At 43.7% G+C, this 26,162-nt stretch carries 27 protein-coding genes, 1 rRNA gene and 1 pseudogene; 26 read left to right on the plus strand and 3 right to left on the minus strand.

Annotated features, from left to right (window positions below; genetic code table 11):
* Positions 1-115 (plus strand): 5S ribosomal RNA (gene rrf / locus BA724_RS08815).
* 104 nt (positions 116-219) lie between these two features.
* On the opposite strand, the gene BA724_RS08820 is transcribed toward rrf, so the two are convergent.
* A complete protein-coding gene (locus BA724_RS08820; RefSeq protein WP_069938648.1) occupies positions 220-726 on the minus strand; it encodes a shikimate kinase in 507 nt (168 codons plus the stop codon).
* A 790-nt stretch (positions 727-1,516) separates the two neighbouring features.
* Between BA724_RS08820 and BA724_RS08825 the strand changes: the two genes are divergently transcribed.
* The gene (locus BA724_RS08825; RefSeq protein WP_069938308.1) at positions 1,517-2,476 is read left to right on the plus strand and encodes a 2-hydroxyacid dehydrogenase; all 960 of its coding nucleotides are present in this window, start codon (positions 1,517-1,519) and stop codon (positions 2,474-2,476) included.
* A 280-nt stretch (positions 2,477-2,756) separates the two neighbouring features.
* Here BA724_RS08825 and BA724_RS08830 read toward each other — a convergent pair whose 3' ends face one another.
* Positions 2,757-3,746, minus strand: coding sequence for a LacI family DNA-binding transcriptional regulator (locus BA724_RS08830; RefSeq protein WP_069938309.1), 990 nt, complete (start codon positions 3,744-3,746; stop codon positions 2,757-2,759).
* Positions 3,747-3,886: 140 nt separating this feature from the next.
* On the opposite strand from BA724_RS08830, the pseudogene BA724_RS17980 reads away from it, so the two are divergent.
* The 24 genes and pseudogenes from BA724_RS17980 to BA724_RS08945 form a co-directional block, all read left to right on the plus strand.
* Positions 3,887-4,173, plus strand: a pseudogene (locus BA724_RS17980) (glucuronate isomerase); the annotation flags it as partial.
* Between the two features lie 283 nt (positions 4,174-4,456).
* The gene (locus tag BA724_RS08835) at positions 4,457-4,969 is read left to right on the plus strand and encodes a DUF3231 family protein (RefSeq protein WP_069938310.1); all 513 of its coding nucleotides are present in this window, start codon (positions 4,457-4,459) and stop codon (positions 4,967-4,969) included.
* A gap of 133 nt (positions 4,970-5,102) precedes the next feature.
* Positions 5,103-5,957, plus strand: coding sequence for a MurR/RpiR family transcriptional regulator (locus BA724_RS08840; protein WP_069938311.1), 855 nt, complete (start codon positions 5,103-5,105; stop codon positions 5,955-5,957).
* Positions 5,958-6,046: 89 nt separating this feature from the next.
* Positions 6,047-6,667, plus strand: coding sequence for a phosphoheptose isomerase family protein (locus tag BA724_RS08845; RefSeq protein WP_141719908.1), 621 nt, complete (start codon positions 6,047-6,049; stop codon positions 6,665-6,667).
* Positions 6,668-6,844: 177 nt separating this feature from the next.
* Complete coding sequence (locus BA724_RS08850) at positions 6,845-7,111, plus strand: phosphocarrier protein HPr (protein WP_069938313.1); 267 nt, start codon at positions 6,845-6,847, stop codon at positions 7,109-7,111.
* 96 nt (positions 7,112-7,207) lie between these two features.
* Entirely contained in the window at positions 7,208-8,059 is an 852-nt protein-coding gene (locus BA724_RS08855) for a Cof-type HAD-IIB family hydrolase (RefSeq protein WP_069938314.1), read from the plus strand.
* A gap of 125 nt (positions 8,060-8,184) precedes the next feature.
* On the plus strand, positions 8,185-9,093 hold the full coding sequence (gene murQ, locus BA724_RS08860; protein WP_083256191.1) for an N-acetylmuramic acid 6-phosphate etherase: 909 nt from the start codon (positions 8,185-8,187) through the stop codon (positions 9,091-9,093).
* A complete protein-coding gene (locus tag BA724_RS08865; RefSeq protein ID WP_069938316.1) occupies positions 9,093-9,947 on the plus strand; it encodes a MurR/RpiR family transcriptional regulator in 855 nt (284 codons plus the stop codon). The genes murQ and BA724_RS08865 overlap by 1 nt, the downstream gene beginning before the upstream one ends.
* Before the next feature lie 76 nt (positions 9,948-10,023).
* Positions 10,024-11,385, plus strand: coding sequence for a PTS transporter subunit EIIC (locus BA724_RS08870; RefSeq protein WP_069938317.1), 1,362 nt, complete (start codon positions 10,024-10,026; stop codon positions 11,383-11,385).
* Between the two features lie 41 nt (positions 11,386-11,426).
* The gene (locus BA724_RS08875; RefSeq protein WP_069938318.1) at positions 11,427-12,488 is read left to right on the plus strand and encodes a DUF871 domain-containing protein; all 1,062 of its coding nucleotides are present in this window, start codon (positions 11,427-11,429) and stop codon (positions 12,486-12,488) included.
* A 77-nt stretch (positions 12,489-12,565) separates the two neighbouring features.
* Positions 12,566-12,877: an iron-sulfur cluster biosynthesis family protein gene (locus tag BA724_RS08880; protein ID WP_069938649.1), complete on the plus strand. Its 312-nt coding sequence runs from the start codon at positions 12,566-12,568 to the stop codon at positions 12,875-12,877.
* A gap of 281 nt (positions 12,878-13,158) precedes the next feature.
* A complete protein-coding gene (urtA, locus tag BA724_RS08885; protein WP_069938650.1) occupies positions 13,159-14,397 on the plus strand; it encodes an urea ABC transporter substrate-binding protein in 1,239 nt (412 codons plus the stop codon).
* Between the two features lie 60 nt (positions 14,398-14,457).
* The gene (gene urtB, locus BA724_RS08890) at positions 14,458-15,360 is read left to right on the plus strand and encodes an urea ABC transporter permease subunit UrtB (RefSeq protein ID WP_069938319.1); all 903 of its coding nucleotides are present in this window, start codon (positions 14,458-14,460) and stop codon (positions 15,358-15,360) included.
* A gap of 14 nt (positions 15,361-15,374) precedes the next feature.
* On the plus strand, positions 15,375-16,439 hold the full coding sequence (gene urtC / locus BA724_RS08895) for an urea ABC transporter permease subunit UrtC (protein ID WP_069938320.1): 1,065 nt from the start codon (positions 15,375-15,377) through the stop codon (positions 16,437-16,439).
* Positions 16,414-17,166: an urea ABC transporter ATP-binding protein UrtD gene (gene urtD, locus BA724_RS08900; RefSeq protein ID WP_069938321.1), complete on the plus strand. Its 753-nt coding sequence runs from the start codon at positions 16,414-16,416 to the stop codon at positions 17,164-17,166. Before urtC ends, urtD begins: the two co-directional genes overlap by 26 nt.
* A complete protein-coding gene (gene urtE, locus BA724_RS08905) occupies positions 17,160-17,858 on the plus strand; it encodes an urea ABC transporter ATP-binding subunit UrtE (protein WP_069938322.1) in 699 nt (232 codons plus the stop codon). Before urtD ends, urtE begins: the two co-directional genes overlap by 7 nt.
* Before the next feature lie 185 nt (positions 17,859-18,043).
* On the plus strand, positions 18,044-18,346 hold the full coding sequence (locus tag BA724_RS08910) for an urease subunit gamma (protein ID WP_069938323.1): 303 nt from the start codon (positions 18,044-18,046) through the stop codon (positions 18,344-18,346).
* 12 nt (positions 18,347-18,358) lie between these two features.
* The gene (locus BA724_RS08915) at positions 18,359-18,682 is read left to right on the plus strand and encodes an urease subunit beta (RefSeq protein ID WP_069938324.1); all 324 of its coding nucleotides are present in this window, start codon (positions 18,359-18,361) and stop codon (positions 18,680-18,682) included.
* Entirely contained in the window at positions 18,679-20,388 is a 1,710-nt protein-coding gene (gene ureC / locus BA724_RS08920; protein ID WP_069938325.1) for an urease subunit alpha, read from the plus strand. Before BA724_RS08915 ends, ureC begins: the two co-directional genes overlap by 4 nt.
* 12 nt (positions 20,389-20,400) lie before the next feature.
* Positions 20,401-20,847 carry an urease accessory protein UreE gene (gene ureE / locus BA724_RS08925; protein ID WP_069938326.1) on the plus strand — a complete coding sequence of 149 codons (447 nt, stop codon included), beginning with the start codon at positions 20,401-20,403 and terminating at the stop codon, positions 20,845-20,847.
* The gene (locus BA724_RS08930; protein WP_069938327.1) at positions 20,840-21,526 is read left to right on the plus strand and encodes an urease accessory protein UreF; all 687 of its coding nucleotides are present in this window, start codon (positions 20,840-20,842) and stop codon (positions 21,524-21,526) included. Before ureE ends, BA724_RS08930 begins: the two co-directional genes overlap by 8 nt.
* Before the next feature lie 22 nt (positions 21,527-21,548).
* Entirely contained in the window at positions 21,549-22,166 is a 618-nt protein-coding gene (gene ureG, locus BA724_RS08935; protein WP_069938328.1) for an urease accessory protein UreG, read from the plus strand.
* Positions 22,163-22,978, plus strand: coding sequence for an urease accessory protein UreD (locus BA724_RS08940; RefSeq protein WP_069938329.1), 816 nt, complete (start codon positions 22,163-22,165; stop codon positions 22,976-22,978). Before ureG ends, BA724_RS08940 begins: the two co-directional genes overlap by 4 nt.
* 15 nt (positions 22,979-22,993) lie before the next feature.
* Positions 22,994-23,617 carry a HoxN/HupN/NixA family nickel/cobalt transporter gene (locus tag BA724_RS08945; RefSeq protein WP_069938330.1) on the plus strand — a complete coding sequence of 208 codons (624 nt, stop codon included), beginning with the start codon at positions 22,994-22,996 and terminating at the stop codon, positions 23,615-23,617.
* A 245-nt stretch (positions 23,618-23,862) separates the two neighbouring features.
* Here the strand turns inward: BA724_RS08945 and BA724_RS08950 are convergent, their stop codons facing one another.
* Complete coding sequence (locus BA724_RS08950; protein ID WP_083256159.1) at positions 23,863-25,872, minus strand: sigma-54-dependent Fis family transcriptional regulator; 2,010 nt, start codon at positions 25,870-25,872, stop codon at positions 23,863-23,865.
* Positions 25,873-26,162: the final 290 nt, after the last annotated feature.

Raw genomic sequence — 26,162 nt, forward strand, 5'->3', positions numbered from 1 at the left:
CAGGTGGCTACAGCGAAGAGGTCACACCCGTTCCCATCCCGAACACGGCAGTTAAGCTCTTCAGCGACGATGGTAGTTGGGGGTTGCCCCCTGTGAGAGCAGGACGCCGCCTGGCAATTCAAAAGGACAGAAGATGCTGTTCTTTTTTTATTTAAATTGTAAAATTTATTCCAATAAAAAAGCTGCACAAAGAAGGAACGATCCTTCCAGTGCAGCTTTTTAAACATTATTTGGCTCATACAGCTCCCATGCATATTTCAGGGAATCCACGATGAAATCGGCGACTTCTTCGGCGGACCGATGATTAATAGACAATTTTGAATGATTGATGGCATAAGCACTCTGCCGTTTATAAAATAGCTCTTCAATTTCAGAAATGTCTTTGCTTTGCAAAATAGGCCGGCTGTCAATTAAAAGATTGAGCCGTTCTTTCCATTCTTCCCAAGCGACATCAAGATAAAATACAATACAGTGATCGAGGCAGGCTTTCCGAATATCTGGATTTAAAAAAGCACCACCGCCGATAGACAGTACTTTCAATTTTTCTTGCGCCAATAAGCATGTTTTTTTCTTTTCGTAGTCACGAAAAAATGGTTCGCCGTGCTGATCGAAAATTTCGGGAATAGTCATGCCAAAATCTTTTTCAATCTCTTTATCCACATCAATAAACGTTCGATATAATTTCTTCGCCACCAGCTCTCCGATTGTCGTTTTGCCGACACCCATAAAACCGATCAGCACAATTGTTTTCTGTCTTGCAGACGTCCTTACATTGTTCAATTAAAACACTACTCTCTTTAAGTGAATTACCTTTTAGTATAGTATAGCTGTGCAGTGGCGTAAATATTTTTTGGAACTTTAAAAAATAAACTGATGCCGTATGCGGCAAAAATACTGATAATCATATAAAACAAAGCATATCCAATATTCCAGTGGATATTTGAAACGGATTTATCCGTAAAAGATCTGATAAAATTGATACAGATAAATTAAATAGGCTGTACATGACTGTCGCGAGACTGCATGTAATGAATGAGTATAATTGTAAATGTGGAAGTAATGCAACAGCTCGCTTAGCAGCGTAATCGATATGAGCGGATGAAACCCAGTCAGCAATGTCACTAAAAAATAAAGGCCGATCATAAATTAAAACAGCAGTCTTTGATCCGAAGTGCTTCGAAATCTTTGCTGTAAAATAGACAGGGCATCGGATTCTGCAAGCGTGCTGACAAATAAGCCCACACTTAAGAACATAAAGAAGTAATTTGACAACCCTGACGTCCGCTGTTTCCAAGATGCCTTTAGTCTGCAAAGGCGTATTTAAAGGCCTATTTAGTTACAGGGCAGAAAGAAAAAAATCTGAAAAATGAATTTGATAATAAGTGGGCTGCCTCAAAACGGGGATGGTCCTTTTTATTTATTGTTACACTCATTTATGGGCTGAAAAAAGATCAATGAGAATTCTTTCCTGTTCGTGCTACAATGAAAAAAATAGCATCAGGAAAGGATGAATTAAATGAAACCAGTGGTTGTAGTCTATAATCGTTTGTATGAAGAAGCGCTCGAGTATATCCGGGCATCATGCGACGTTCATTATTTCCCGGGGTATAAAGAAAATTATTTGGAGTTTATGGAAGCGCTAAAAACGGCGGACGGCTTAATTGGTTCTGGCTTAAAGGTAGATGAGGATTTTCTGGACCAGGCACCGAATTTAAAAATTATTGCAAACAAGTCGGTCGGTTATGACAATCTTGATATTCCGCTTCTGAAAAAACGGGGCATTCGGGCGGCGAATACACCAGGTGTGCTGAATGACACAGTCGCCGATACGATCATGGCATTGATGCTCGCAGCTGCGCGCCGTGTGCCGGAACTCGATCAATTTGTGAAAACAGGCGGCTGGACAGAAAATGGCTTTAAGGATCATCAATTCGGTGTAGACGTTCATCATAAAACACTGGGGATCATCGGAATGGGCGGCATCGGCTCAACACTTGCCAAGCGAGCGCATTTTGGTTTTGATATGAACATTTTGTATCATAACCGTTCGCGAAACGAACAAGCAGAGAATACATATAAAGCTGTGTATTGTCAGATGGAGGAACTGCTTGAACAGTCGGACTTCGTTTGTGTGATGACACCGCTCACACCACAGACAAAAGGAATGATTGGCAAACATGAATTTACTCGAATGAAAAATACCGCCATTTTTATCAATGCTTCGCGCGGACCGGTTATTGATGAATCGGCTTTAATTGAGGCTCTGCAGAAAAAGCAGATTTTAGCTGCCGGGCTCGATGTATTTAAAGAGGAGCCAGTAGAGCGGGAAAATCGGCTTCTTTTAATGCCAAACGTTGTAACATTGCCACATATCGGATCGGCAACAGAAGAAACACGCAAAAAAATGGCAATGCTTGCGGCGGAAAATGTCGTGGCTGGCGTTACAGGTGGACAACTGAAGACACCGATTTTTTAGTGAATATGAGACCTGTTTTAATGATTGAATTATTCTTATTTTGATTGAATGCTATTACTTAACGAACTATATAAATTGAATTAAACTTCTTGCTTTCTCCGCTTCCTCTCATAAAAGGATACCTTTTTAAAAAGCTACCCTTTCATGACTGGGGCTAAGTGCCGCTGCCTGATTTTTTCTCAACGGCTAAGTGTGAACTTTTTTGTTTAACTTATATAAATAAAAGCTTTTTTCTTCATACGTGCTAACGATCCATTTCCTTCGTTTTGGGAAACTTTTTTCAAGGATTATTAACACGAGCGCAGGAATTTCGTTCGGTTAAAACAGGTTCGAGCTTTTTAGTGACTTGTTCAGCAGAATCAGTCTCCAGCTGTTTAAAAAGAAGCGAGACAATTTGTTCCGCAATGAGTTCTACCGGCACGCCGACACTTGTCAAAGGCACTTCGAGCGTTGACATTTGTGGAATGTTATCATAGCCAACTATGGAAATGTCTTTTGGAATAATCAAATTGGTTTCGCGGATCGCCCGAACTACACCGGCGCTAATATCGTAGCTTGCACCAACTACAGCAGATGGCCGTGAAGAACCCTGCAGCATGCGTTTGGTTGCCTGATAACCGTCGTACCATTCAAGCCCGGCAGAGTTGATAAAAGATTGTTGGTGGACAGGCAGGTTAAAATGATTCATTGCCTGCTGAAAGCCAATGTATTTTTCTTTCTGATGGGAATCAAGGGGAGAAAAATCACCAATAAATGTTATGGAGTGATGGCCTAGCTGCTGTAAATAGTCCACTGCTTTGAACATCGCTGCCTGGTAATTGACATCTATCAATGAAAAATGATCTTGCCAGCCAGCCCCATAAGAAACGACCGGAAAAGGTGCAGTAATAGGAGAGGGAACGCTGTTTCCTTCATCAAAAATAATCGCGCCGTCTACATGGCATCGCTTAAAAAGCTCCAGGGAGGAGTCCGCCGGATTTACTGATAAAATCATTGAAAATCCTTGCTTTTTAATTTCATTATTTAACTGTGTTACAAGTGTTGAATAGGCCGTACGCTCAAGCGTTGGCCAAATAAGCCCAATTGTTTTTGATTGCTTTGACACCAATTGCTGAGCCGCGAAGTTTGGTTCGTATCCCATTTTGCGTGCCACTTGATGAATTTTTTCTTTCGTTTTGGGCTGGACAAGTGGGCTGTCATTTAAAGCTTTTGAAACAGTGGAATAACTGACACCAGCCGCTCTTGCGATATCTTTTATTGTAATGGCCATAAAAATCACCTATTATATATTTTCTTCATAATACAATGAAAAAACGTTGTTATCAATGATATATTATGCTACAAATCGATATAAGTTAATATAATAACAACGTTGTTATTTTAAAGGAAGCGGAATTAGTAAAATCATTTATGAGGACTCAATTTTTGTTGACAAATAAGACAGCGATTACATCGCTTGAAACATAGGCAAAGAATATGCGATTATTGACTGACACTGCCATTTAAGCCTGAAAGAAATTTATGAAAACAAGCAGCTCAACAATATAGCTGAGGCGTGGCTGTACAGTGATCATTACAAGTGGCGTTTAAGGCGGGCGAACGGGGAATCACCTATTACGAGTGACGCAGACGATTACGATAAGTTTTCGGTGTGGGAGAAAACCGTTCTGATGCCGATTGGCAGCCCGCTTTACAATTAGGCACAACTTGAATGACCAAATGGAGTGTGGTATGCGAAGGAGAAATTTTACAACAGTTCATTCGGAAGACAGCCTTCAAGAAGTGTTGCACTTCCGTATAAGCAGTTTTTAGTTATGAATGAAGTAAATCAGCTTATCGGTATTTTAACAAGTAGACTTTTATATACGCAAAAAAATGGTGACAGCGCGATTTTAAAAAGAAAGCTACATATTCCACCCTTCATCAGAAAATACTATTCAAGTGCCTGCGCACAAATTTAATTTTTGACGGAGGGATAATATGGGTATATTAAGCGGGAATCCAAAAGATGAGCCTCTTCATTACGGTGAAGTGTATACATTATGGGTAGGATCGCTTTCAGCAAAAGGTATGGCGGCTGGTTATAGCACATTGCTGAACCATGCGGGAGACGGCGACTTGAAAAAGCTGGTTGAACAAGGAATAAAGCTTTCAAAAGACGAAGCGATGGCATATGACGAAGTATTAAAAGCAAATGGGGTGGCTTTACCGCCAGCTCCGCCAGAACGTCCAAAGGCGGATCTTAATGACATTCCGGATGGCGCGCGCTTTACCGATCCGGAAATTGCTGCAGCGCTCTCCCGGGACGTTGCTGTAGGAGTAACAGCATGCAGCCAGGCGATGGCACAATGTATCCGTGAAGATGTTGGTGCGCTGTATACTCGTTTTCATGGAGAAAAAGTAAAATATGGCGGTGAAGTCTTAAGACTGAACAAAGAAAAAGGATGGCTTGTTCCGCCGCCGCTGCACCGGGAACCGGGGGAAGCAAAGTAAATAACGTAAAGCTGCCGCAAAGCAATAATGTGGCAGCTTTTTTCATAAACTTTCTATTTATTCTTATGCCAGTGATTGACGCTCTTGAAGCACGTCCGATAAGATAAAAAGGACAAAATGTGGGAGGGGCATCATGAGCGAGACGTCAATTTTAAACAAAATAAACCGGCAGAGCAGCGAAATGAGCGCGGCTGAACAAAAAGTAGCGTCCTTTATTTTGGACAATGCTTATCTGGTGCCGAACATGACAACAGGAGATTTGTCGAGAAAAGCAGGTGTCAGTGAAGCGACGGTGATTCGTTTTTGTAAAACGATCGGGATTGGAAGCTATAAATCGTTTAAATTAATGCTGGTGAAAGAGCTGTCGAATACATCGGTTGGCGTCAACGATTTTTCACTGCTTCAGTCAAAAGATTCTCCATACGAATTATTCAATAAAGTGACTCATTTGAATAAAGGTGCACTTGAAGCGGCAGTATCAGCACTCGATAAGCGGGAATTAAACAAAGCGATTGAGGCGCTGCTTGGGGCGAAGACACTTTTGTTTTACGGTGTGGGCGGCTCGGCAGCGGCAGCGGTTGACGGACATTATAAGTTTGCGAAGCTTGGCTTCCATGCAATGATGACGCCGGATTTCCACTTTATGCTTTCGATCGCGTCTCATTTAAAAAAGGGTGATGTATTTATTGCCATCAGCACGTCTGGGAAAACAAAGGATATCCTGGAGCTTGCCCGCTTTGCGAAAACAAGAGGCGCTACCGTGATGGCCATTACGAATGTCAGCAAATCACCGCTTTACAAAGAAGCGGACATCACATTAGGTACACCGGTTGTTGAACATGAAAACCGCATCGGCAGTATTGCGTCGAAAATGGTTCAAATGAATATAATTGACGCACTTTATGTGGCGACATTCCACCGGATTGGTTTGTCTGTGGAAGAGCCATATAAGAAAGCATCTGGCGCGGCAGCGAAATTAAAAAAATAATTTTTTGAAAAAATTTAATTTCATAATATTACTGAAAAAAATTGTATTTTTATTTCTTAGGCGTATAATAATTAGTAGACGCTATAGGAATGAGTGATAAAATGCCAAGCATTCGTGATGTCAAAATATTGCCAGGTAATGAAGCTTTCAATAGTCTAGTTTTCATGAAGCAGCTTTTAAATTCAGATCAAATAAACGATTCTATAGCATTGAAGATAATCGAAAAGGAATTAAATTCTCTTTATAAAGTAGTAATTGCAGCTATAAATACGCTGCAAAACAATGGGCGGTTAATTTATATTCTTCCTAGATCAAGTGAGCGCATTCAAGTAATGGACCTGAATAGGCGGGTACAGCCAAAAAGCCGCATAGCAGGGAGGAAATATTGCTCGGGAACCGGAGGCAATGAACTGCTGGCAAGAATAGAGCTGAATAAGCTACAGGTTGGACCGCGTGATATGGTCATCTGCTTCATTCCGGCTGCAGAAGCGCCATATGTGAGCAGCAGCTTGAAATATGCGAAAAAAAACGGTGCAATGACTGTAGGTATTTCACTTGATAAGGGAATTCAGCAGGATTTGCAAGTAAATATAAGCATTAATCTGGAATTATTCGAAGATTCAATACACTTTAGAAAAGCATTCGTGCAAAGCTTTTTAATAAACACTATTTCCAATGCAGCATCGAACTATCTCATTGATCATGATTGAAAAACACCATTCTAATATACGACTGAGTATTTCCCCGCCTTCACTTCGTTGAAAGGCGGGTTCTTCTGCTTGTGGCGAATAATCATTTCAATGCACATAACTTTAGTGGTATTTGTGCAGGCTTTATTTTATAATAGGGAAAGCGTACAATTTTAACGATAAAGGAGTTTTTTTATCATGGCAGAAAAAACATTTACAATTACAGATGAAACGGGTATCCACGCTCGTCCGGCTACAGTACTTGTCCAAACAGCTTCAAAATTCAGCTCAGATGTAAATCTTGAGTATAACGGCAAAACAGTGAACTTGAAATCAATCATGGGCGTTATGTCTCTTGGGATTCCAAAAGGCGCATCCATTAAAGTAACTGCTTCTGGTTCGGATGAATCACAAGCGATTGATGCTGTAGGCGAAACAATCAAGACTCAAGGTCTTGGTGAATAATTAATTATTTCCATTTAGAATTATGCAAAAAAACGAAAAGAAGAGATGCTTCTTTTCGTTTTTTTTATTCAAAATAGGAAAATGAGGGGGAGAAAGATGAAATATTTATTAATTGCCATTGATTTAGATGGCACGTTACTGAGCAACGAAAAAGAAGTGGATGATTACTCCATTAAAGCGATTCGGGAGTTTGAGAAAAGGGGAGGACAGGTTGTCATTTGCAGCGGGCGAACGCCATTGGCAACAAAATGGATTGCGGAAACGCTGGAATTGAAATCTCCCATCATCTCTTTAAATGGAGCTGTCACACATAATCGTTCGGGCAGCTTAATTGAAAAAAAGACATTTTCAGAAGAATCTTTGGATACATTTTCTTTGTTTTGCTCGAATGAGAACGTTTACTTCCATGTGTATGATGGAAACAGCTTAATTATCCCCGAAGAAAATGTCTGGAATGAAAATTGGATTGAAAAAAATATTCTTTCGCTCCAAAAAACGGGCGGCAGCCAGCTGCTTAGAGAAGAGTTCATGAAAGAATGCCATGTGAAGGTTATTCCGCATATAGCAGAATGGCTAAGAGAGCGTAAATCGATTAGCAAGATAGCGGTATTTAGCGAGCAGAACAATTTACGCCATCTTAAACGTAAAGTGGAAAAATTATCCGGAGAATATGAAATAGCCAGCAGTATGAATTACATGAATTTAGAAATTTCGCCCCGTGGGACAACGAAAGGAACTGCTTTGGAAACCTTGGCTTCAAGGCTCGGCATCCCGATGGATCAAATAGCAGCCATAGGAGATAATTTTAACGACATTTCAATGCTTCAATGTGCCGGACGTGGAATTGCGATGGGGAATGCACCGGATGAAGTAAAGTCAATGGCAGATCAAATCACGGCATCGAACGAAGAAAACGGGGTTGGAAAAGCGATTTATTCATTGATCTAATAATATTTTTTTGCCTTGATTGAAATTTAATTTCAAATAAATAAAAATAATATTGAAATTTAAGTTTAAAAACAGTACAATATTTTTAATCTTTAAAAGGGGGGGTTTGGGTGGAAGAAAAGCTCATGCAGCTGACGACAGAGTCAAGAAATACTCGGACAGTGCATATCGATACAGCGGACACGAAAGAGATCTTACAAATAATGAACGATGAAGACATGAAAGTGGCGCACGCGGTAAAAGAGGTTCTGCCACAGGTTGAAAGAGCCGTCCAATTTGTTCTCCACTCATTTAAAAATGGGGGCCGCCTTATTTATATGGGGGCTGGAACGAGCGGGCGGCTGGGCGTTTTGGATGCGGTAGAATGTCCGCCGACATTTAGTACATCTCCAGATATGGTTCAAGGGCTGATGGCTGGCGGTGAAAAGGCATTTATTAAAGCGGCAGAGGGTGCAGAAGACAATGAAGAAGCAGGTCAAATGGATTTAATAAATTGCAGGCTGACAAGCAATGATACAGTGGTTGGTTTAGCTGCCAGCGGGCGAACGCCTTATGTAAAAGGTGCTTTAAAATACGCGCAGAAGGTTGGCGCAAAAACGGTTTCTATTTCGTGCAATAAAGAAGCGCCAATCAGTCAGTTCGCCGACCAAAGCATTGAAGTCATCGTTGGGCCGGAGATTTTAACAGGTTCCACACGCTTAAAAGCTGCCACGGCGCAAAAGATGATTTTAAATATGATTTCCACTGCTTCTATGCTGCAAATGGGCAAGGCGTATGAAAATTTAATGGTGGATGTTCATGTCAGCAACTTTAAGCTGAAGCAACGTGCGGTTCATACGATTACCCGTATTACGAACGTGTCGAAAAAGGAAGCGGAAGGCACACTTGATTTGGCAAATAATGAGGTGAAGCCTGCTATCGTTATGCTGAAGTGCGGTGTCACATTTGGTGAAGCAAAAGAGCTGTTAAAAAAAGCAGAAGGCTATGTAAGAAAAGCCATCCAATTTGGCAGTCGGAAAGGGGATGCGAAGTAATGGCGGCCGGTGGATTAAATATGCTGAGAAATATCTTAACACAGCTCCCTCCATCAGAAAGAAAAGTGGCAGAATTTATCTTGAAAAATCCTGAAAAATTACTCCATTCTACTGCAGGGGAAATCAGTCAAATGGCGCATTCAAGCAGCGCTGCTGTCATTCGGCTCTGCAAGTCAATAGGGGTTAAAGGATATCAAGAATTAAAAGTACGGGTCGCCGGTGATTTAGTGAAAGACCATGAAAAAGGCTACCGCGATATTGAAAGTGGTGAATCGTTAGAAGGGATCGTCCAAAAAACGACCAGCAATAGTATCCAAAGCTTAACAGACACGGCAGATATTATTAATTATGCAGAATTGGAAGCGGCAGTGGATGCGCTGGCTAAAGCAAGAACCATTCATTGTTTTGGGATTGGAGCATCACATCTTATTGCAATGGATGCCCAGCAGAAATTTTTGAGAATCCATAAAGGAGCCACCGCTTTTACAGATGCACATCTTGTCGCTTCATTGATTGCGAATGCTGAAGAAGGCGATGTTGTATTAGGGATCTCTTTTTCAGGCGAAACAAAAGAAGTTATCAACATACTATCCTTAGCCCAAAAAAGAGGAATTAAGACCATCAGCTTAACAAAATACGGATCATCTTCCGTGTCGGATCTGGCAGATATTCCCCTTTTTACATCAGCATCCAATGAAGCGCCGTTGAGAAGTGCTGCCACCGCTTCAAGATTTGCCCAGCTTTTTGTTATTGATATTTTGTTTTTAGGTATTGCCACTACGGAATTCGAACAAACCGTGCAATACATTGACAACTCAAGAGAAGCCATTCAATTTTTAAAAAATTCTAAATAAATGAGGCGTTATTCGGCTCTTAAGCCGTTGTCTGTTAAATAAAGGGTTGAAATATTGGGGGAAGGGTGGAAATAATATGTCAAATGAAGATAAAATTATCGCACAGCAGATCTCTGATTGTCTCGGTGGGGCAGAAAATGTAGACTCCTTCACACATTGCATGACCCGCCTGAGAGTAACACCTGTTGACCGCACACTTGTAAATGCAGGAGCAATTAAGCAAATTGACGGCGTGTTCGGTATTGTAGAAGAGGAAACGATTCAAATTATTTTGGGACCGGGCAAAGTAAACAAAGTAGCAGAAGAGTTTGGCAGGGTCGTGAAGGAGTCCGGCCAAAACATGCTGAAGGATCGCACAGCTGTTAAAAAGTCAGAATTAAAAGAAAAAAATTCGACACCTTTTAAATTGTTTCTTCGCAAAATTTCCAGCATCTTTATTCCTTTAATACCGGCATTAGTTGCTTCGGGATTAATTACCGGAATTTCGAGAGCGGTCATCCAGGCCGGATGGCTGGATGCTGAATCACAATTTGCCATACTGCTGACGACGATTGGCGGCGGTTTATTCGCTTACTTAGGAATTTTAGTCGGGCTCAATGCGGCGAAAGAATTTGGCGGATCGCCCGCGCTTGGTGCGTTAGCTGGTATTTTGGTTATTAATCCGGGTGTAGAAAGCATTACGTTGTTTGGGGAAGCATTACTTCCCGGGCGTGGCGGCTTAATTGGTATTTTGTTTGCTGCCATCTTTATTGCATATGTAGAAAAGTGGGTTCGAAAAGTTGTGCCGCAGTCACTTGATATTATTTTGACACCAACGATTGCTTTATTAGTCACGGGGATTGTGACGTACATTATTTTTATGCCGATTGGCGGTTTTATTTCAGATGTGATAACAGGCGGACTGCTGGCTGTTCTGGATGTTGGCGGTATTGTTGCAGGCTTTGTATTAGGCGCAACGTTCCTGCCGCTTGTTGTAACAGGGCTGCATCAAGGGCTGACACCTATTCACCTTGAATTGATTAATTCAATTGGCGATGATCCGCTTCTGCCTATTTTAGCGATGGGTGGAGCCGGACAAGTAGGTGCGGCATTTGCGATTTATATGAAAACGAAAAAAGTTCGATTGAAACGGGCGATTGGAGGAGCGCTTCCTTCGGGGATGCTTGGAATCGGAGAGCCGCTTATTTTCGGTGTGACACTGCCGCTGGGCCGGCCATTTTTAACAGCTTGTCTTGGTGCGGGTGTAGGGGGTGCTTTTCAAGCTTATTTTAATATTGCAACGGTTGCTGTAGGTGTTTCCGGATTGCCGCTTGCATTCATCGTGCTTCCGCATCAAATTGTTCTTTATTTAGTCGGTTTGGTGATTGCGTATATCGCCGGATTTATCTTTACGTACTTATTTGGATTTAAAGACGAAATGGCCGCAGAATTTGACTGATTCAAGAGCGCAGAATCATATTTGAAAACAGGGGGCTAAGAATGTTTGGGATTTCAATTTATTTAAATGAAGAAATAAACGAAAAGCAGCAGGCATACATAGAGCAGGCGCGGAAGCATGGTTTTAAGTGGATATTCACGTCGCTGCACATTCCGGAAGATGATTCATCCAAGCTTCGCAGCCGGTTTAAACAGCTTGCTCAAATGGCAAAACAAGCTGGGATGGATCTCATCGCGGATGTTTCTCCTGTCTCGTTGCAATTGATTGAAGCCTCAATCGATCAGGTAGAAGAGCTGCTGGAATGGGGTGTGACCGGGCTTCGTGTCGATTATGGCATTGATTCAGGTCAAATTGCCTTCCTTTCTACTAAAATGCAAGTGGCGTTAAATGCGAGTACATTAACAAATGGTGATTGGCAGGAAATACTTCATGCGGGGGCAGATATAAGCAACATAGAAGCATGGCATAATTTTTATCCGCGTCCTGAAACAGGGCTTGATGACCAGTACATAAAAGAAAAAAATGAGTGGCTTTGCTCACTCGGATTAGCCACAATGGCCTTTGTCGCAGGTGACAGCGACAAGAGGGGGCCTATTTTTGAAGGGCTGCCAACGCTTGAAAAACATCGTTCTGAGCCGCCTTTTGCTGCCGCGATCGAACTTGTACGTCAGTTACATACAAAAAAAGTGTTGATTGGCGATCCTCATTTATCAGAAGAAGCGTTCCAGCAGTTTAAATGGTTTGGGCAGGAAGGATGTATTCCGTTAAGAGCGGAGCCATTCACAGATGTATCGTTCTATCAAAGTATTCAAACGAACAGGCAGGATCCGGCAAGAGACTGCATTCGTTCTGTTGAATCAAGAGGGTTTGCGCAAGTCGGCAGAGGTACATTAGAGCCGTTTCAGACGACAGCCCGCCAGCGAGGCTCGATAACAGTTGATAACAAACAGTACTTAAGGTATGCAGGTGAGATGCAGATTGTCCTCAATCCATTGCCAGCGGATGAAAAAGTAAATGTAATAGGTAAAGTAATAGACAAGGATTTGGACATTCTTTCTTTTATAGGTGCGGGACAAAAATTTGTGATTATCTGGAATGAATAATGAACTGTAACAGTCACCGAATCAGATTCGGTGATTTTTTTGTGCAATTTGGAGAAAAGAACAGGGGGGTGATGATGATGAACATTGAAGTAAAACCAGCGGCAGCTGCGGAACTGAAAAAGGTTGAGTACAAGGAAAATGAAGGCGTGCGAATTGAGTCGGTTTTTATTGGAAGCTGCTCGATTGCATCCGAATATCATTTGAAAATTGATCGAAAAAAAGAAGGAGATGATTTATTTGTTGTAGAGGATATTCCGCTTCTTGTTTCAAAGGAAAGCCAGGAAAATCTTCATAAACAAATTTCGCTCGACTTTAATCCGGCTATGGGCTACAAATTAACATCTGCAGAAGAAACATACCGTTACAATTTAAAATTAGAACGTGCTTAAAAGAGATCTTCGGAAAATGAAGGTCTCTTTTTTTATGTTAGATAATATAACAAAAACCACTTATTTTCTGGAAGGATCGCTGTATAATGAACACATCAACCATGTTATCTTTTGTTACATATTAAAGGTATAAAAGGCGACGAAAAGGAGGGGATAAAAAAGCATTCTCATTTCAATGAGAATGCCGTCCGGAGAACAAGCATAAAATGATCAGTCCTATGCCTTGTTCTCATTATATCATACGAAAACAATACTTTTTAAGGGGTGTCTGTATGACAGTAATGAGAAAATTTTGGAGCAAACACACAATCATCGCAGCGATTTCAGCTGCCGCGCTTACGCTGAGCGGCTGTGCAGCGTCAAATGCTTTAAATGAAGAGGAAGATGCACCAGCTGCCGACACGAGCGATACGGTTAAGGTCGGTGTGCTGCATTCATTGAGCGGTACAATGGCGATCAGTGAAGTATCACTGCGAGATGCAGAATTAATGGCGATTGAAGAAATTAACGCAGAAGGCGGCGTTCTTGGCAAGCAGATTGAACCAGTTGTCGAAGATGGAGCATCGGACTGGCCGACATTCGCAGAAAAAGCGAAAAAGCTTTTGCAGAAAGATAAAGTAGCGACTGTTTTTGGCGGCTGGACATCCGCAAGCCGAAAAGCAATGCTGCCAGTATTTGAACAGAACAATGGTCTGCTCTGGTATCCGGTCCAGTACGAAGGGATGGAGTCATCACCGAATATTTTCTACACAGGTGCAACAACAAATCAGCAAATCGTGCCATCTGTTACATGGCTTCTTGAAAACAAAGGGAAATCTTTTTTCTTAATTGGGTCTGATTATGTATTCCCTCGTACGGCAAATAAAGAAATTAAAGCGCAGCTCAAAGCGGAAGGCGGCACGCTTGTCGGTGAGGAATATACACCGCTTGGCCATACGGATTACAGCACGCTGATCAGCAAAATTAAAGAAGAAAAACCAGAAGTCATTTATAACACGCTGAACGGTGACAGCAACGTTGCTTTTTTCAAGCAGCTAAAAGATGCAGGGATTACAGCGGATGACATTACGGTTCTTTCTGTCAGCATTGCAGAAGAAGAAATCCGCGGTATCGGAACAGATATTTTAACCGGTCATTATGCGGCGTGGAACTATTTCCAAACAACAGATACGCCGGAAAATGAGAAATTCGTCGCAGCCTACAAAGAAGCTTACGGAGACGATCGCGTGACAGGTGATCCAATTGAAGCAGCTTATAATGCCGTTTATTTATGGGCAGCCGCTGTTGAAAAAGCAGAATCATTTGATGTCGATGCTGTAAAAGAAGCGGCAGGCGGCATTGAATTTAAAGCACCGGGCGGAACTGTAACGATTGATGGTGATAATCAGCATACGTACAAAACAGTTCGCGTTGGCGAGATTCAAGCAGACGGCCAGTTTAAAGAAGTATGGAATTCAGGGGAGCCTGTTAAACCGGATCCGTATTTAGAAACATACCCTTGGGCAGAAGGCTTAAATTAATCGGAACAAATAAGGGAGGAAAACTTCTCCCTTATTTGTTTTTAAAAAGGAGTGAACAGCATGGCAGTTGTCATCACACAGCTATTTAACGGGATCAGCCTCGGATCGATCTTGCTTCTCATTGCGCTTGGACTGGCAATTACATTTGGCTTGATGAATGTGATTAATATGGCACACGGTGAGTTTATTATGGCTGGGGCGTATACAACATACGTGGTCCAGCAGGCATTTTCACATTATATTCCGGCCTCTTTGTTTAATTATTATTATGTTGCAGCAATTCCGCTCTCATTTTTAATTGGTGCGCTGCTGGGATTCGTGCTCGAAAAAACGCTTATTCGCTTTTTGTATCACAGACCGCTCGACAGCCTGCTTGCTACATGGGGTGTCAGCTTGATTTTGCAGCAAGTGGCACGTTCCATTTTTGGCGCGCCAAATGTGGCGGTAACAGCGCCGACATGGCTTGACGGTGGTTTAACTATTGCTGGGGCAGTGCTTCCGTACAAACGTTTATTTATTATTGCACTTGTAACCATTTGCATGGTGTCCCTCTATTTATATCTTGATAAAACAGCAGCAGGCCGCAAAATGCGCGCTGTAACGATGAACCGCAGTATGGCATCAAGTCTTGGTGTTTCAACGAAAAAAGTGGATGCAACGGCGTTTGCGATCGGTTCAGGTCTCGCTGGGATTGCCGGCTGTGCGCTGACCGTTCTTGGGCCGATTGGTTCAACAATCGGCACGTACTATATTGTTGACGCGTTTATGATTGTTATTTTAGGCGGGATTGGAAGCTTGATTGGTACGGTTTTCGGAGCACTTAGTGTCGGCATGCTGGGAACGATTGCTGAATTTTGGAGCGGCGCTTCTATGGCGAAGGTCATTGTGTTTGTGGCTATTATTGCGTTTTTACAATTTAAACCGGCTGGACTGCTTTCCGCACGTACACGGTCATTAGAATAGGAGGGAGCGGAAAAATGGATAAGAAAAAACTTGGCTACTGGCTCTTTTTTATCGCGTTGTTTTTAGGCCCTCTTTATTTAACAGAATTTCGGCTGGCGCTGATGGGTAAATTTTTATGTTTTGCTATTGTGGCTCTTGGCATTTGTCTGATCTGGGGGTATACCGGCATTTTAAGTCTCGGTCATGGGGTTTACTTCGGTATCGGTGCGTATTGCACAGCCATGTATTTGAAGCTTGAATCGTCAAATGGCCAGCTTCCGGATTTTATGGAATGGAGCGGCGTATCAGCTCTTCCGGCATTTTGGATTCCTTTTTCTAATCCGGTTTTTGCGCTGGCAGCATCCCTGATCGTTCCGGCCCTTCTTGCGGCAATGCTCGGATTTTTGACATTTAAAAACCGGATTAAAGGCGTTTATTTCTCTTTAATCAGCCAGGCTGTTGTCGTCGTATTTGTGACACTCTTTGTTGCAAAGCAGGACTGGACTGGGGGCACAAATGGATTAACGAACTTCACCACATTTCTTGGTTTTTCACTGGCATCCCCGCTTGTGCAAATTGCCCTGTACATGCTGACAGTTATCATACTTGGCCTTTCATTTACTTTAGCTGCCCGCTTGACAAACAGCCGCGCGGGACGGGTGCTATCCGCTGTGCGGGACGGGGAAAACAGAGTCCGCTTTTTGGGGTTTAACCCGACTTCCTATAAAGTATTTGTTTACAGCCTCTCAGCCGCGCTTGCGGGCCTTGCGGGCACACTATTTGTCCTGCAGGTCGGTCTTATTTCCCCGGCAATGATGGGGATTATTCCTTCTATTGAAATGGTGTTATGGGTAGCAGTCGGCGGCCGTCATTCATTAATCGGCGCCATTTTAGGAGCGGTGATCGTGAACAGCGCCAAAAGCTTCTTCAGTGAAACGTATCCAGATATATGGTCGATCTTTTTAGGACTTCTTTTCATTATTGTCGTCATGTTCCTGCCGAATGGCATTGTCGGCGCCTTTGAGTCGTGGAACGAAAAAAGAAATAAAGCGAAACAAAAAGGAGGAACTGCCGATGCAGCCGATTCTGTCGTGTCGTGATGTGCGGGTTTCATTTAATGGGTTTCAGGCACTTCAGGGTGTTGATTTGGAAGTAAAGCCGCAAGAAGTCCGTTTTTTAATCGGACCGAACGGCGCGGGAAAAACAACGCTGCTCGATGTAATCTGTGGAAAAACAAAGGCGAGCGACGGCGACGTATTATATCGTCAAGTGGAAAACATTCGCAAGCTGCAAGAGCATGAAATTGTTCGTCTTGGTATTACACGCAAATTTCAAGCTCCTTCCATTTTTGCGAATTTGACTGTATGGGAGAACCTGGAGCTTTCGCTAAAACAGGAACGGGGTCTCTGGTCTGTCATGCGGGCCAAGATGACAGGTGAAGACAAAGAAAAAATGGAAGCAATGCTCAGCCGGATTGGCTTAATGGATCAGCGCCATCAGTTAGCGGGTATGCTTGCACACGGCCAAAAACAATGGCTTGAAATCGGCATGCAGCTTATGCAGGATCCAGAGATTTTACTGCTGGATGAGCCAATTGCCGGGATGAGTGGCACCGAGCGCCATAAAACGGGTGAACTTATTCATGAAATTTCAACGGCCTGCTCGGTCCTGATTGTAGAGCATGATATGGAGTTCGTCCGGAATTTTTCAAAGCAAGTGACCGTCATGCATGAAGGCAAAGTGCTTTGCGAGGGAACGATGTCGGAAATTCAGCAAAATGAACAGGTGGCAGAAGTATACCTCGGAAGGAGAGAAAGCGCATGTTAACAGTTCAATCAATCCGGGCGGGATATGATGAAAGCATGGTGTTAAATGATGTGTCTATTCAGGCGGAAATTGGTAAGGTAACAGCGGTGCTTGGACGGAACGGCGTCGGGAAGTCTACACTCATTAAAACGATCGCCGGTCTGCTTAAGCCGGCAGCTGGATCGATAGAGTGGCTAAACGAAAATATTGAAAAAAAGGCCCCTGAACTTCGGGCAAGAAGCGGCATTGCGTATGTGCCGCAAGGACGAGAAATTTTCCCTTCCTTAACAGTAGAGGAAAACCTGCTGCTCGGACTTGAAGCTTTGCCAAAGAAAGAGCGAAATGGCCTGCCGGACCAAGTATTTGAGTGGTTTCCCGTTTTGCGTGAGATGATGCATCGCAAAGGAGGTGACCTGAGCGGCGGCCAGCAACAGCAGCTGGCAATTGCGAGGGCCATCGTCGGCAAACCGAAAATGCTTCTCCTGGATGAGCCGATGGAAGGAATCCAGCCGTCTATTGTGCAGCTCATTCAAGATGTGATCATCGAGATTGCATCAAGTCAGGAGATGGGGATTATTCTAGTGGAGCACAGCCTTGATCTTGCGTTTGCATGTGCCGATTATTACTATATTTTGGATCACGGAACGATCGTAGGTGAAGGCGTAACAGATACGACGCATAAAGATATTGTAAAACAACATTTAGTTGTTTAAGAAGGGACAACATTCCTTCTTTTTTTATGAACAAAATTAATTTTCAGAAAAGATGAATTTCTTTTTTTCGGAAACTAAGCTATAATTATGTTAGAAAACATGACATAAGACTGAGAGATTTCAAATTTTTAGTTTAAAACGATTGGAATGACAGCGGTTGATAGAAAAGAAAGAAGGGGTCTTTAGTGAAATTGACGGCACGTGAGCAGGAAAAATTGATGATTGTCGTAGCAGCTGATTTAGCCCGCCGTCGCAAAGGCAGAGGATTAAAGCTGAATTATCCAGAATCTATCGCTCTTATAACGTATGAAGTGATGGAAGGAGCGCGTGACGGGAAATCGGTACCGGAATTAATGCAGTTTGGGGCGACGATTTTATCACGAGATGATGTGATGGAAGGCATTCCGGAAATGATTGAAGACATTCAAGTAGAAGCGACATTCCCGGACGGCACAAAGCTTGTGACCGTTCATGACCCAATACGATAAGGAGGAGCAAAAATGATACCTGGTGAATACAAGCTGCGCGGCGGCGCGGTCGTATGCAATGAAGGAAAAGAAGAAGTGTCCGTTTTTGTCACAAATCGGGGCGATCGGCCGGTACAGGTCGGCTCGCATTTTCATTTTGCGGAAGTAAACGCGTCGCTTGAGTTTGAGCGTGATCAAGCTTTTGGAATGAGATTAAACATTCCGGCAGGCACAGCGGTCCGTTTTGAGCCGGGAGATGGCAAGCCGGTCGCCCTCGTTCCATTTTCGGGGACACGCCACGTATACGGATTAAATAATGGCGTGAACGGCGCGCTTGATCAGGAGGGAGATTCATGAGTTTTCACATGCCGCGACGCCAATACGCAGATATGTTTGGCCCAACAACCGGTGACTGTGTCCGTCTTGCTGACACGGAGCTCTTTATTGAAATTGAAAAAGACTACACGGTGTACGGTGATGAAGTAAAGTTTGGCGGTGGAAAAGTGATTCGGGATGGGATGGGGCAGCACCCGCTTGCCACACGAGCTGAATCCGTTGATCTTGTGCTGACCAATGCGATTGTGCTTGATTATACAGGTATCTATAAAGCGGACATCGGCATTAAAGATGGGATGATTGCGGCAATTGGCAAAGCGGGCAACCCGCTCCTAATGGACGGCGTGGACATCGTGATCGGCGCATCGACAGAAGTGATCGCGGCAGAAGGGAAAATTGTGACAGCAGGGGGGATCGATGCCCATATCCATTTTATTTGCCCGCAGCAAATCGAAACGGCGCTTGCATCCGGTGTGACGACGATGATTGGCGGCGGAACAGGACCCGCCACAGGAACAAACGCGACAACGTGTACACCGGGCGAATGGAATATTTTTCGCATGCTTGAAGCTGCGGAAGCATTCCCAATGAACATTGGCTTTCTGGGAAAAGGAAATGCGTCCGGGCTCCAGCCGCTTGAAGAGCAAATTGAAGCAGGGGCAATTGGCTTAAAGCTGCACGAAGACTGGGGTACAACAGCAGCTGCGATTGATGCGAGCTTAAAAACAGCCGACAAGTATGACATACAGGTGGCGATTCATTCCGATACGTTAAACGAAGGCGGCTTTGTGGAAGATACGATTGCGGCGATTGACGGCCGGGTCATTCATACATACCATACGGAAGGAGCGGGCGGCGGCCACGCACCGGATATTATTAAAGCGGCGGGCTATTCAAACATTCTTCCTTCATCCACGAATCCGACCCGCCCGTATACAGTAAACACATTGGATGAGCACTTGGATATGCTTATGGTGTGCCACCATCTTGATCCATCCGTGCCAGAAGACATTGCATTTGCAGATTCGCGCATTCGGAAAGAAACGATTGCGGCAGAAGACATTTTACATGATTTAGGCGTATTCAGCATGATCAGCTCTGATTCTCAGGCGATGGGACGGATTGGCGAAGTGATTTTGCGCACGTGGCAGACGGCGGACAAAATGAAAAAACAACGTGGGAAAATGAGTGAGGAAACAGGCGAAGGCGACAACTTCCGGGCGAAGCGCTATGTGGCAAAATACACGATTAATCCGGCGCTCACACACGGCATCTCCGATTATGTCGGTTCTGTTGAAAAAGGAAAACTGGCGGACCTTGTGCTGTGGGAACCAGCCTTTTTTGGCGTGAAACCGGAGCTGGTCTTAAAAGGTGGACTGATTGCACACAGTGTCATGGGGGATCCGAACGCATCCATTCCAACGCCGCAGCCGGCATTGTACCGGCCGATGTTTGCGAGCTTCGGCAAAGCGCTTTTCAAAACATCAATCACATTTATGTCGAAAGCCGCGATTGAGCGTGGCGTACCCGAAAAGCTGGGCCTTGAGAAAATAATCCGGCCAGTTGGAGATATCCGTACATTGCAAAAAAGCGACATGAAATACAACGGGGAAACACCGGACATTGATGTGGACCCGCAAACATATGAAGTGAAAGTAGATGGTAAGCTTGTTACGTGTGAGCCGGCGGAAACTGTTCCGATGGCGCAGCGCTATTTCTTATTTTAAGGCGGGATAAAGATGATTATTGAAAAAGTAGTTGGAAACGTCGCAACAGACGATATCCGTGCGCCGCATATAGAACGCGTTTTTCTGGCGAGCGATGAACTGGTTAAAAGAATTCAGCGCGTGAAAACAGACCATGGCCGCGAGCTCGGCATCCGTCTTCGCGAACCGAAAGATTTACAGAATGGCGATGTTTTATATTGTGATGAAAAAAATATGATTGTCATCAGTGTTTTGGCAGATGATGTGCTGACGATTATGCCGGAATCGATCGGGCAAATGGGTGACATAGCCCACCAGCTCGGCAACCGCCATTTGCCGGCTCAGTTTGAAGGCGATGAAATGATTGTCCAATACGATTATTTAGTCGAAGAATTGCTTCAGCAGCTTGAGATTCCATTTCGACGGGAAGAGCGCCAGGTGAAAAAAGCATTCCGCCATATCGGCCACAGCCATGATTAATCCGATGCTGTCCTTCATGCAGCTGTGTGATTCCAATTTTCCATCGGGTGCGTTTTCGCATTCGTTTGGGCTGGAAACATACATTTATGAAGGCGCCATCCATGACGCAGCCACATTTGAAGCTGCAATGCGTATTTTTATGGTGAATCAAATGGCTTATACAGATGCGCTTGCCTGCCGGCTCGCGTATGAGGCGATTGAAAACGGGCAATTTGACGGTATCATTGAACTGGATCACGTTCTTTTAGCCCTTTCGCTGTCCAAAGAAACACGGGAAGGCACAAGGCGGATTGGGGAACGAATGGCGAAGTTATGCTCCGATTTATACGAAAGCCTGCTGATCGACACGTATTATCAGCGCATTCGCCAAAAAGAAGCGAAGGGCCACCCTTCGATTGTATTTGCACTGGCGGCTCATCATTTACAGGCAGATAAAAACGACGCGATCGCGGCACATCTTTTTTCCGGTGTGCATTCACTTATTCAAAACGCAGTTCGGGCGATCCCGCTTGGACAAACAGACGGCCAGCGCATTCTTTTGGCGCTTCAGCCGATTATTCAAGCTATTGCGGACCAAACAGAAACGATGACAGAAGACGAGCTTGGCATGAACATGCCAGGTCTTGAAATCGCGCAAATGAGGCATGAACAGCTGCCAGTTCGGCTGTTTATGTCTTAAATTATTAAAGGAGCTGAATAGAATGGAACCAGTACGTATTGGCGTCGGCGGCCCGGTTGGCGCCGGCAAAACGATGCTCGTTGAAAAATTGACGCGGGCGATGAAAGATGAATTCAGTATGGCGGTTGTCACAAATGATATTTATACGAAAGAAGATGCGCAGTTTTTAATGAAAAATGGTGTGCTGCCGGAAGACCGGATTATTGGTGTAGAAACAGGCGGCTGCCCGCATACAGCGATTCGTGAAGATGCATCGATGAACTTTGCGGCCATTGATGAATTGAATGAAGCGCATCCTGATTTGGACATTATTTTTGTCGAAAGCGGCGGCGATAACCTGGCGGCTACCTTCAGTCCTGAATTAGTAGACTTCTCGATTTACATTATTGATGTGGCGCAGGGAGAGAAAATTCCACGCAAAGGCGGACAGGGCATGATCAAGTCGGATTTGTTCATTATTAATAAAACGGACTTGGCTCCGTATGTTGGTGCAAATTTAGATGTCATGGCGGAAGATACAAAAAAATCACGCGGCGAGAGCAAGCCATTTTTCTTCACAAATTTAAAAGAGGAAACCGGGCTTGATCATGTGGTGAAATGGATTAAAGAAAATGCATTGTTAATGGGAATCGAAGCATGAGCATGACCGGCACGCTGCGCATGAAAGCGGTCTGCCGGGGCGATAAAACCGTCGTGGCCGATACGTATTTTGATGGCGCCTTTAAAGTGGCGCGTCCCGTGTACTTTCAAGAAAATGAGCCGACCGTGTACAGCCTGCATGTCGGCGGCGGCTATGTCGGCGGCGACCGTTATCATACGGACGTTGTTCTTGAGCAAGGCGCAAAAATGACGCTCACAACGCAGTCAGCGGCGAAAGTATACAAAACACCGAATGAACCGGTGTACCAGTCGATGGCTGTTTCACTCGCAAAAGGCAGCGTGTTTTTGTATGTGCCGGACCCGCTGATCGCATACGAGCAGGCACGTTTTCAGCAGGAAACGATAATTCATATGGAAAAAGGAGCCACGTTGCTGTACAGTGATAGTATAACACCGGGCTGGTCGAAAAGCGGCCATCCGTTCCAGTATGAGTGGATTCGATCAAAGCTGAAAATATATGAGGATGGCTCTCTTCAAATGTACGATCACCTTTTTTTGAAGCCAAATCATCAGCAGTTGTTTTCACTTATGCAAATGGAAGGGTATACGCATGTCGGCTCGCTTTTTATCATCTCACCGATGCTTGGGCAGGATTGGCAGAAAGAGCTGGAGCAGATTTTGGCGCCCTATGAGGATCACATTCGCAGTGGGTTTTCTGAACTTAAAAATAGCGGATGCGCCATTCGGATTTTAGCCAATGCGTCGCATGTAATCGAAGAGATTATTTTGCAGTGCGCCAACTGGATGCGCCGCAAGCTTGACCAGGAACCGGTTCAGCTAAGAAAGTATTGAAAAGGGGAACGAATCATGATTCAAGGCGGACTTTTATCGATTTTACTGCTTGGGTTCACGTTAGGCATTAAACATGCAACGGAACCAGATCACGTTATCGCGGTTTCAACAATCGCAAGCCGGACGAAGAAGTTGTCCCGTTCTTCACTCGCAGGTGTATTTTGGGGACTCGGACATACAGCAACTCTCCTGCTTATTGGTGTAACAGCCGTAGCGCTTGGCCGGCATATTCCGGAAAACGTGGCGACGCTGCTTGAATTTTTTGTTGGGGTGATGCTCGTTTATTTAGGCTTGAACGGCGTGCGCAAAAGCCGGACAGTTGAAGAAGACGGAAGGCACCAGCACTTTCACAAAAAATCGTTTGTGATCGGTGTTATTCATGGGCTTGCCGGAAGTGCGGCGATGGTATTATTGACCGCGACAACGGCAAATACCGGTTCAGAAGCGTTTCAGTTTATTTTAATTTTCGGTGCTGGCACGGTCGTGGGGATGCTGCTCTTTACAACTCTTTTAGGCCTTCCGTTTTTAATAACGTCTAAAAAAGCCATCCCGATTATGCTGATGAGGATCACCTCCGTCATCAGTGTTCTTTACGGATTGTATTATATGTTCCAGACAGGCTCTGGCTTCTTTTCATAAAAATGGGGCTGTTCCGAAACTCGGTGAAAACTGGCTTTCGGGAACAGCCCTCTTTTTTGTGATCATCAGTATGGAATATTCGAGCCCATCTATTGCTTGTACTCGTAAATATCTAAAAAAGCTCGGAAATACCGCCTCCAAAAGGAAGGCTTTGTGTAAAGTACAGGCTTAATCCTTTCTTAATAATTAGAATTCTCTGACTAAATAGCAAAGCAATACCATGCATCTCAACTAGAATATGCGGTCTAATTCGGTGTATAGCCTGCTCTGTCACGCGAATATTCACGGCCGAGTTTTCTATAAATGGTACTTCTGTGAATGCCCAGTCTTTTCGCGGCTTCTGTCACATTCCCATTTAACTCATTAAGCATATCAAGAATCATATGCAATTCCTGGTGCTTTAATGAAGGCAGGGAAGAAAATGACGCTGGCAGTGCTTCCGCATTTATAGAAGGATTCGATGAACCAGACGTTTTAGTGTGCTCTGTAGCTGTTTGTTCTTCACTAAATTCCTTTGGAAGATCAGCGCAGGTTATGAAATTGCCTTGTACCTTTACAGCCATTTTATAAGCGAAATTCTTTAATTCACGTAAATTTCCTGGCCAGTTATACATCTCCAAAGCATCCAAAGCTTGATCGTCTGTCTCAAGGTGGGACCGCCCCATATCCGTACAGATTTTTTTAAACAGATGTTCTAAAATCAACGGGATATCTCCAGACCGCTTACGCAATGGAGGTACTTGTAAGGAAAGAACATTGAGCCGATAGTAAAGATCTTTACGAAACTTGCCTTCTTCACAGGCTTTTTTTAAATCACAGTTTGTTGCTGCAATTACCCTGGCATTTAGCTTAATGGACCGGCTTCCGCCAAGACGGACAATTTCCCCTTCTTCAAGAACACGTAACAATAGGGTTTGTAAATTTAAAGGCATCTCCCCAATTTCATCTAAAAAGATCGTTCCGCCTTCAGCCTGCTGAAACTTCCCTGCGCGTCCTCCTTTTAAGCTGCCTGTAAATGAACCTTCTTCATATCCAAATAGTTCACTTGCTGCGAGTTCTTTTGGAATAGCTCCACAGTTAATCGCTACAAAAGGTCCGGAAGACCGGTATCCGGATGAATGAATGGATTGGGCTAATAATTCTTTTCCCGTCCCGCTCTCTCCTTCAATTAACACTGGTAAATTGAGGTTTGTTATTGAACGAGCCTCTGTCATAACAGATAAAAATGTTGAGGACTGGCCAACCATGCTTGAAAAATTGTGCTTTGTAAAATTCCCGGTGTTTTGTGATGCTTTTATAGGGGAAAGTGCATGCACGACAGCACCAATGGGATACCCTTGATGTAAATAGGGAATGAACTCAAACGTCCATCCTCCTTCCCCTTTTTCGGCCTCCCACTTATATTGAGCATCTAATGACAAAGCGGTGTTATCTAAATCAATTAAGCGATTATCCTGGCCGACCCAGCCGTTTTCGTAAAAGAGAGGAGAAGCTTTTATAACTTGATACCCGCGATCAAGTACTGCTACTATTCTGCCGGGGTTTTTACAAGTTGTTTCTATATAATGATCCAGTAACACAAATTGTTCGAATTTCAGATGATTCAAGAGCTTCTCCTCAATCACCTTGGCAGTAGACACGACAGTAGAAAGTGAGTGGGGATGTACTGCATCCCAAATGCCAGTTAAATTAATGGCCCCAAGAACCTTTTTGGTGGCAGGATCCTTAATAGGGGCCGCTGAGCACACCCAATCGTGGACCGGCTGACAAAAGTGCTCGCCGGCAAATACTTGCATAGGAGCACCTATCGCTAGAGAGGTGCCCATAGCGTTGGTCCCTGCGTGGAGTTCCGACCATGAAGTTCCAACTATGAAGTTCATGTCTTCCGCTTTCTGTTTAAGTGAGGAATCTCCATCTATATATAATAGTTCTCCACTATGATTACAAAAAACGACTAAATGGCCTGAGTCTAATGCTGAATCCTTAAGCTTCATAAGGAGAGGATCTAAAATAGAATAAAGGGGGTTGGCAGATTGATACTCTTGTATTTTGTCCTGCGATAAAACTATAGGTGCTTTTCCTTTAATCGGATTTATCCCGTTTTTCAAGGAGCGTTCCCAGGATTTATAAGTTAAATCTCTCACATCACAGCCTAATTGTTCACCCGATATAAAGTGCTCCCAAGCTTTCTCAATTCTAATTCTTTCACTCTTTGGCGAGGAGGGAATATTCAAGGAGATAAACGGACTTTTCATATTGTGATCTACCTTCCTTTATAAAGTAATGTAAGTATAAGCAGTCTATTTTTGCTGCAAACAGAAGGGTCAGTTAAGGGAAGCGCTTTCAAAGTAGGTTGTTAAAAGAATAAAATGCAGCACTAAGCGTAATTGTCGCCATTATATACTAAATATAAGGAATGATCAATTGAACTTTTAAAGTCGTTCATTGCAGTCAAAATGTCGCATATTGCGTCATTTGTCTTTAATTGCAACAGTGTCGCATGTTAATTCATCTGTTGCTATAGACTCAATCATTTTATAAACTG

The sequence above is a fragment of the Domibacillus iocasae genome (assembly GCF_001750285.1).
Classification (GTDB): domain Bacteria; phylum Bacillota; class Bacilli; order Bacillales; family Domibacillaceae; genus Domibacillus; species Domibacillus iocasae.

Excerpts from the sequence above, each read along its gene's own strand:
- BA724_RS08820 (WP_069938648.1), bottom strand. The coding sequence starts at position 726 with ATGGGTGTCGGCAAAACGACAATCGGAGAGCTGGTGGCGAAGAAATTA.
- BA724_RS08825 (WP_069938308.1), top strand. The coding sequence starts at position 1,517 with ATGAAACCAGTGGTTGTAGTCTATAATCGTTTGTATGAAGAAGCGCTC.
- BA724_RS08830 (WP_069938309.1), bottom strand. The coding sequence starts at position 3,746 with ATGGCCATTACAATAAAAGATATCGCAAGAGCGGCTGGTGTCAGTTAT.
- BA724_RS08835 (WP_069938310.1), top strand. The coding sequence starts at position 4,457 with ATGGGTATATTAAGCGGGAATCCAAAAGATGAGCCTCTTCATTACGGT.
- BA724_RS08840 (WP_069938311.1), top strand. The coding sequence starts at position 5,103 with ATGAGCGAGACGTCAATTTTAAACAAAATAAACCGGCAGAGCAGCGAA.
- BA724_RS08845 (WP_141719908.1), top strand. The coding sequence starts at position 6,047 with ATGAGTGATAAAATGCCAAGCATTCGTGATGTCAAAATATTGCCAGGT.
- BA724_RS08850 (WP_069938313.1), top strand. The coding sequence starts at position 6,845 with ATGGCAGAAAAAACATTTACAATTACAGATGAAACGGGTATCCACGCT.
- BA724_RS08855 (WP_069938314.1), top strand. The coding sequence starts at position 7,208 with ATGAAATATTTATTAATTGCCATTGATTTAGATGGCACGTTACTGAGC.
- murQ (WP_083256191.1), top strand. The coding sequence starts at position 8,185 with ATGCAGCTGACGACAGAGTCAAGAAATACTCGGACAGTGCATATCGAT.
- BA724_RS08865 (WP_069938316.1), top strand. The coding sequence starts at position 9,093 with ATGGCGGCCGGTGGATTAAATATGCTGAGAAATATCTTAACACAGCTC.
- BA724_RS08870 (WP_069938317.1), top strand. The coding sequence starts at position 10,024 with ATGTCAAATGAAGATAAAATTATCGCACAGCAGATCTCTGATTGTCTC.
- BA724_RS08875 (WP_069938318.1), top strand. The coding sequence starts at position 11,427 with ATGTTTGGGATTTCAATTTATTTAAATGAAGAAATAAACGAAAAGCAG.
- BA724_RS08880 (WP_069938649.1), top strand. The coding sequence starts at position 12,566 with ATGAACATTGAAGTAAAACCAGCGGCAGCTGCGGAACTGAAAAAGGTT.
- urtA (WP_069938650.1), top strand. The coding sequence starts at position 13,159 with ATGAGAAAATTTTGGAGCAAACACACAATCATCGCAGCGATTTCAGCT.
- urtB (WP_069938319.1), top strand. The coding sequence starts at position 14,458 with ATGGCAGTTGTCATCACACAGCTATTTAACGGGATCAGCCTCGGATCG.
- urtC (WP_069938320.1), top strand. The coding sequence starts at position 15,375 with ATGGATAAGAAAAAACTTGGCTACTGGCTCTTTTTTATCGCGTTGTTT.
- urtD (WP_069938321.1), top strand. The coding sequence starts at position 16,414 with ATGCAGCCGATTCTGTCGTGTCGTGATGTGCGGGTTTCATTTAATGGG.
- urtE (WP_069938322.1), top strand. The coding sequence starts at position 17,160 with ATGTTAACAGTTCAATCAATCCGGGCGGGATATGATGAAAGCATGGTG.
- BA724_RS08915 (WP_069938324.1), top strand. The coding sequence starts at position 18,359 with ATGATACCTGGTGAATACAAGCTGCGCGGCGGCGCGGTCGTATGCAAT.
- ureC (WP_069938325.1), top strand. The coding sequence starts at position 18,679 with ATGAGTTTTCACATGCCGCGACGCCAATACGCAGATATGTTTGGCCCA.
- ureE (WP_069938326.1), top strand. The coding sequence starts at position 20,401 with ATGATTATTGAAAAAGTAGTTGGAAACGTCGCAACAGACGATATCCGT.
- BA724_RS08930 (WP_069938327.1), top strand. The coding sequence starts at position 20,840 with ATGATTAATCCGATGCTGTCCTTCATGCAGCTGTGTGATTCCAATTTT.
- ureG (WP_069938328.1), top strand. The coding sequence starts at position 21,549 with ATGGAACCAGTACGTATTGGCGTCGGCGGCCCGGTTGGCGCCGGCAAA.
- BA724_RS08940 (WP_069938329.1), top strand. The coding sequence starts at position 22,163 with ATGAGCATGACCGGCACGCTGCGCATGAAAGCGGTCTGCCGGGGCGAT.
- BA724_RS08945 (WP_069938330.1), top strand. The coding sequence starts at position 22,994 with ATGATTCAAGGCGGACTTTTATCGATTTTACTGCTTGGGTTCACGTTA.
- BA724_RS08950 (WP_083256159.1), bottom strand. The coding sequence starts at position 25,872 with ATGAAAAGTCCGTTTATCTCCTTGAATATTCCCTCCTCGCCAAAGAGT.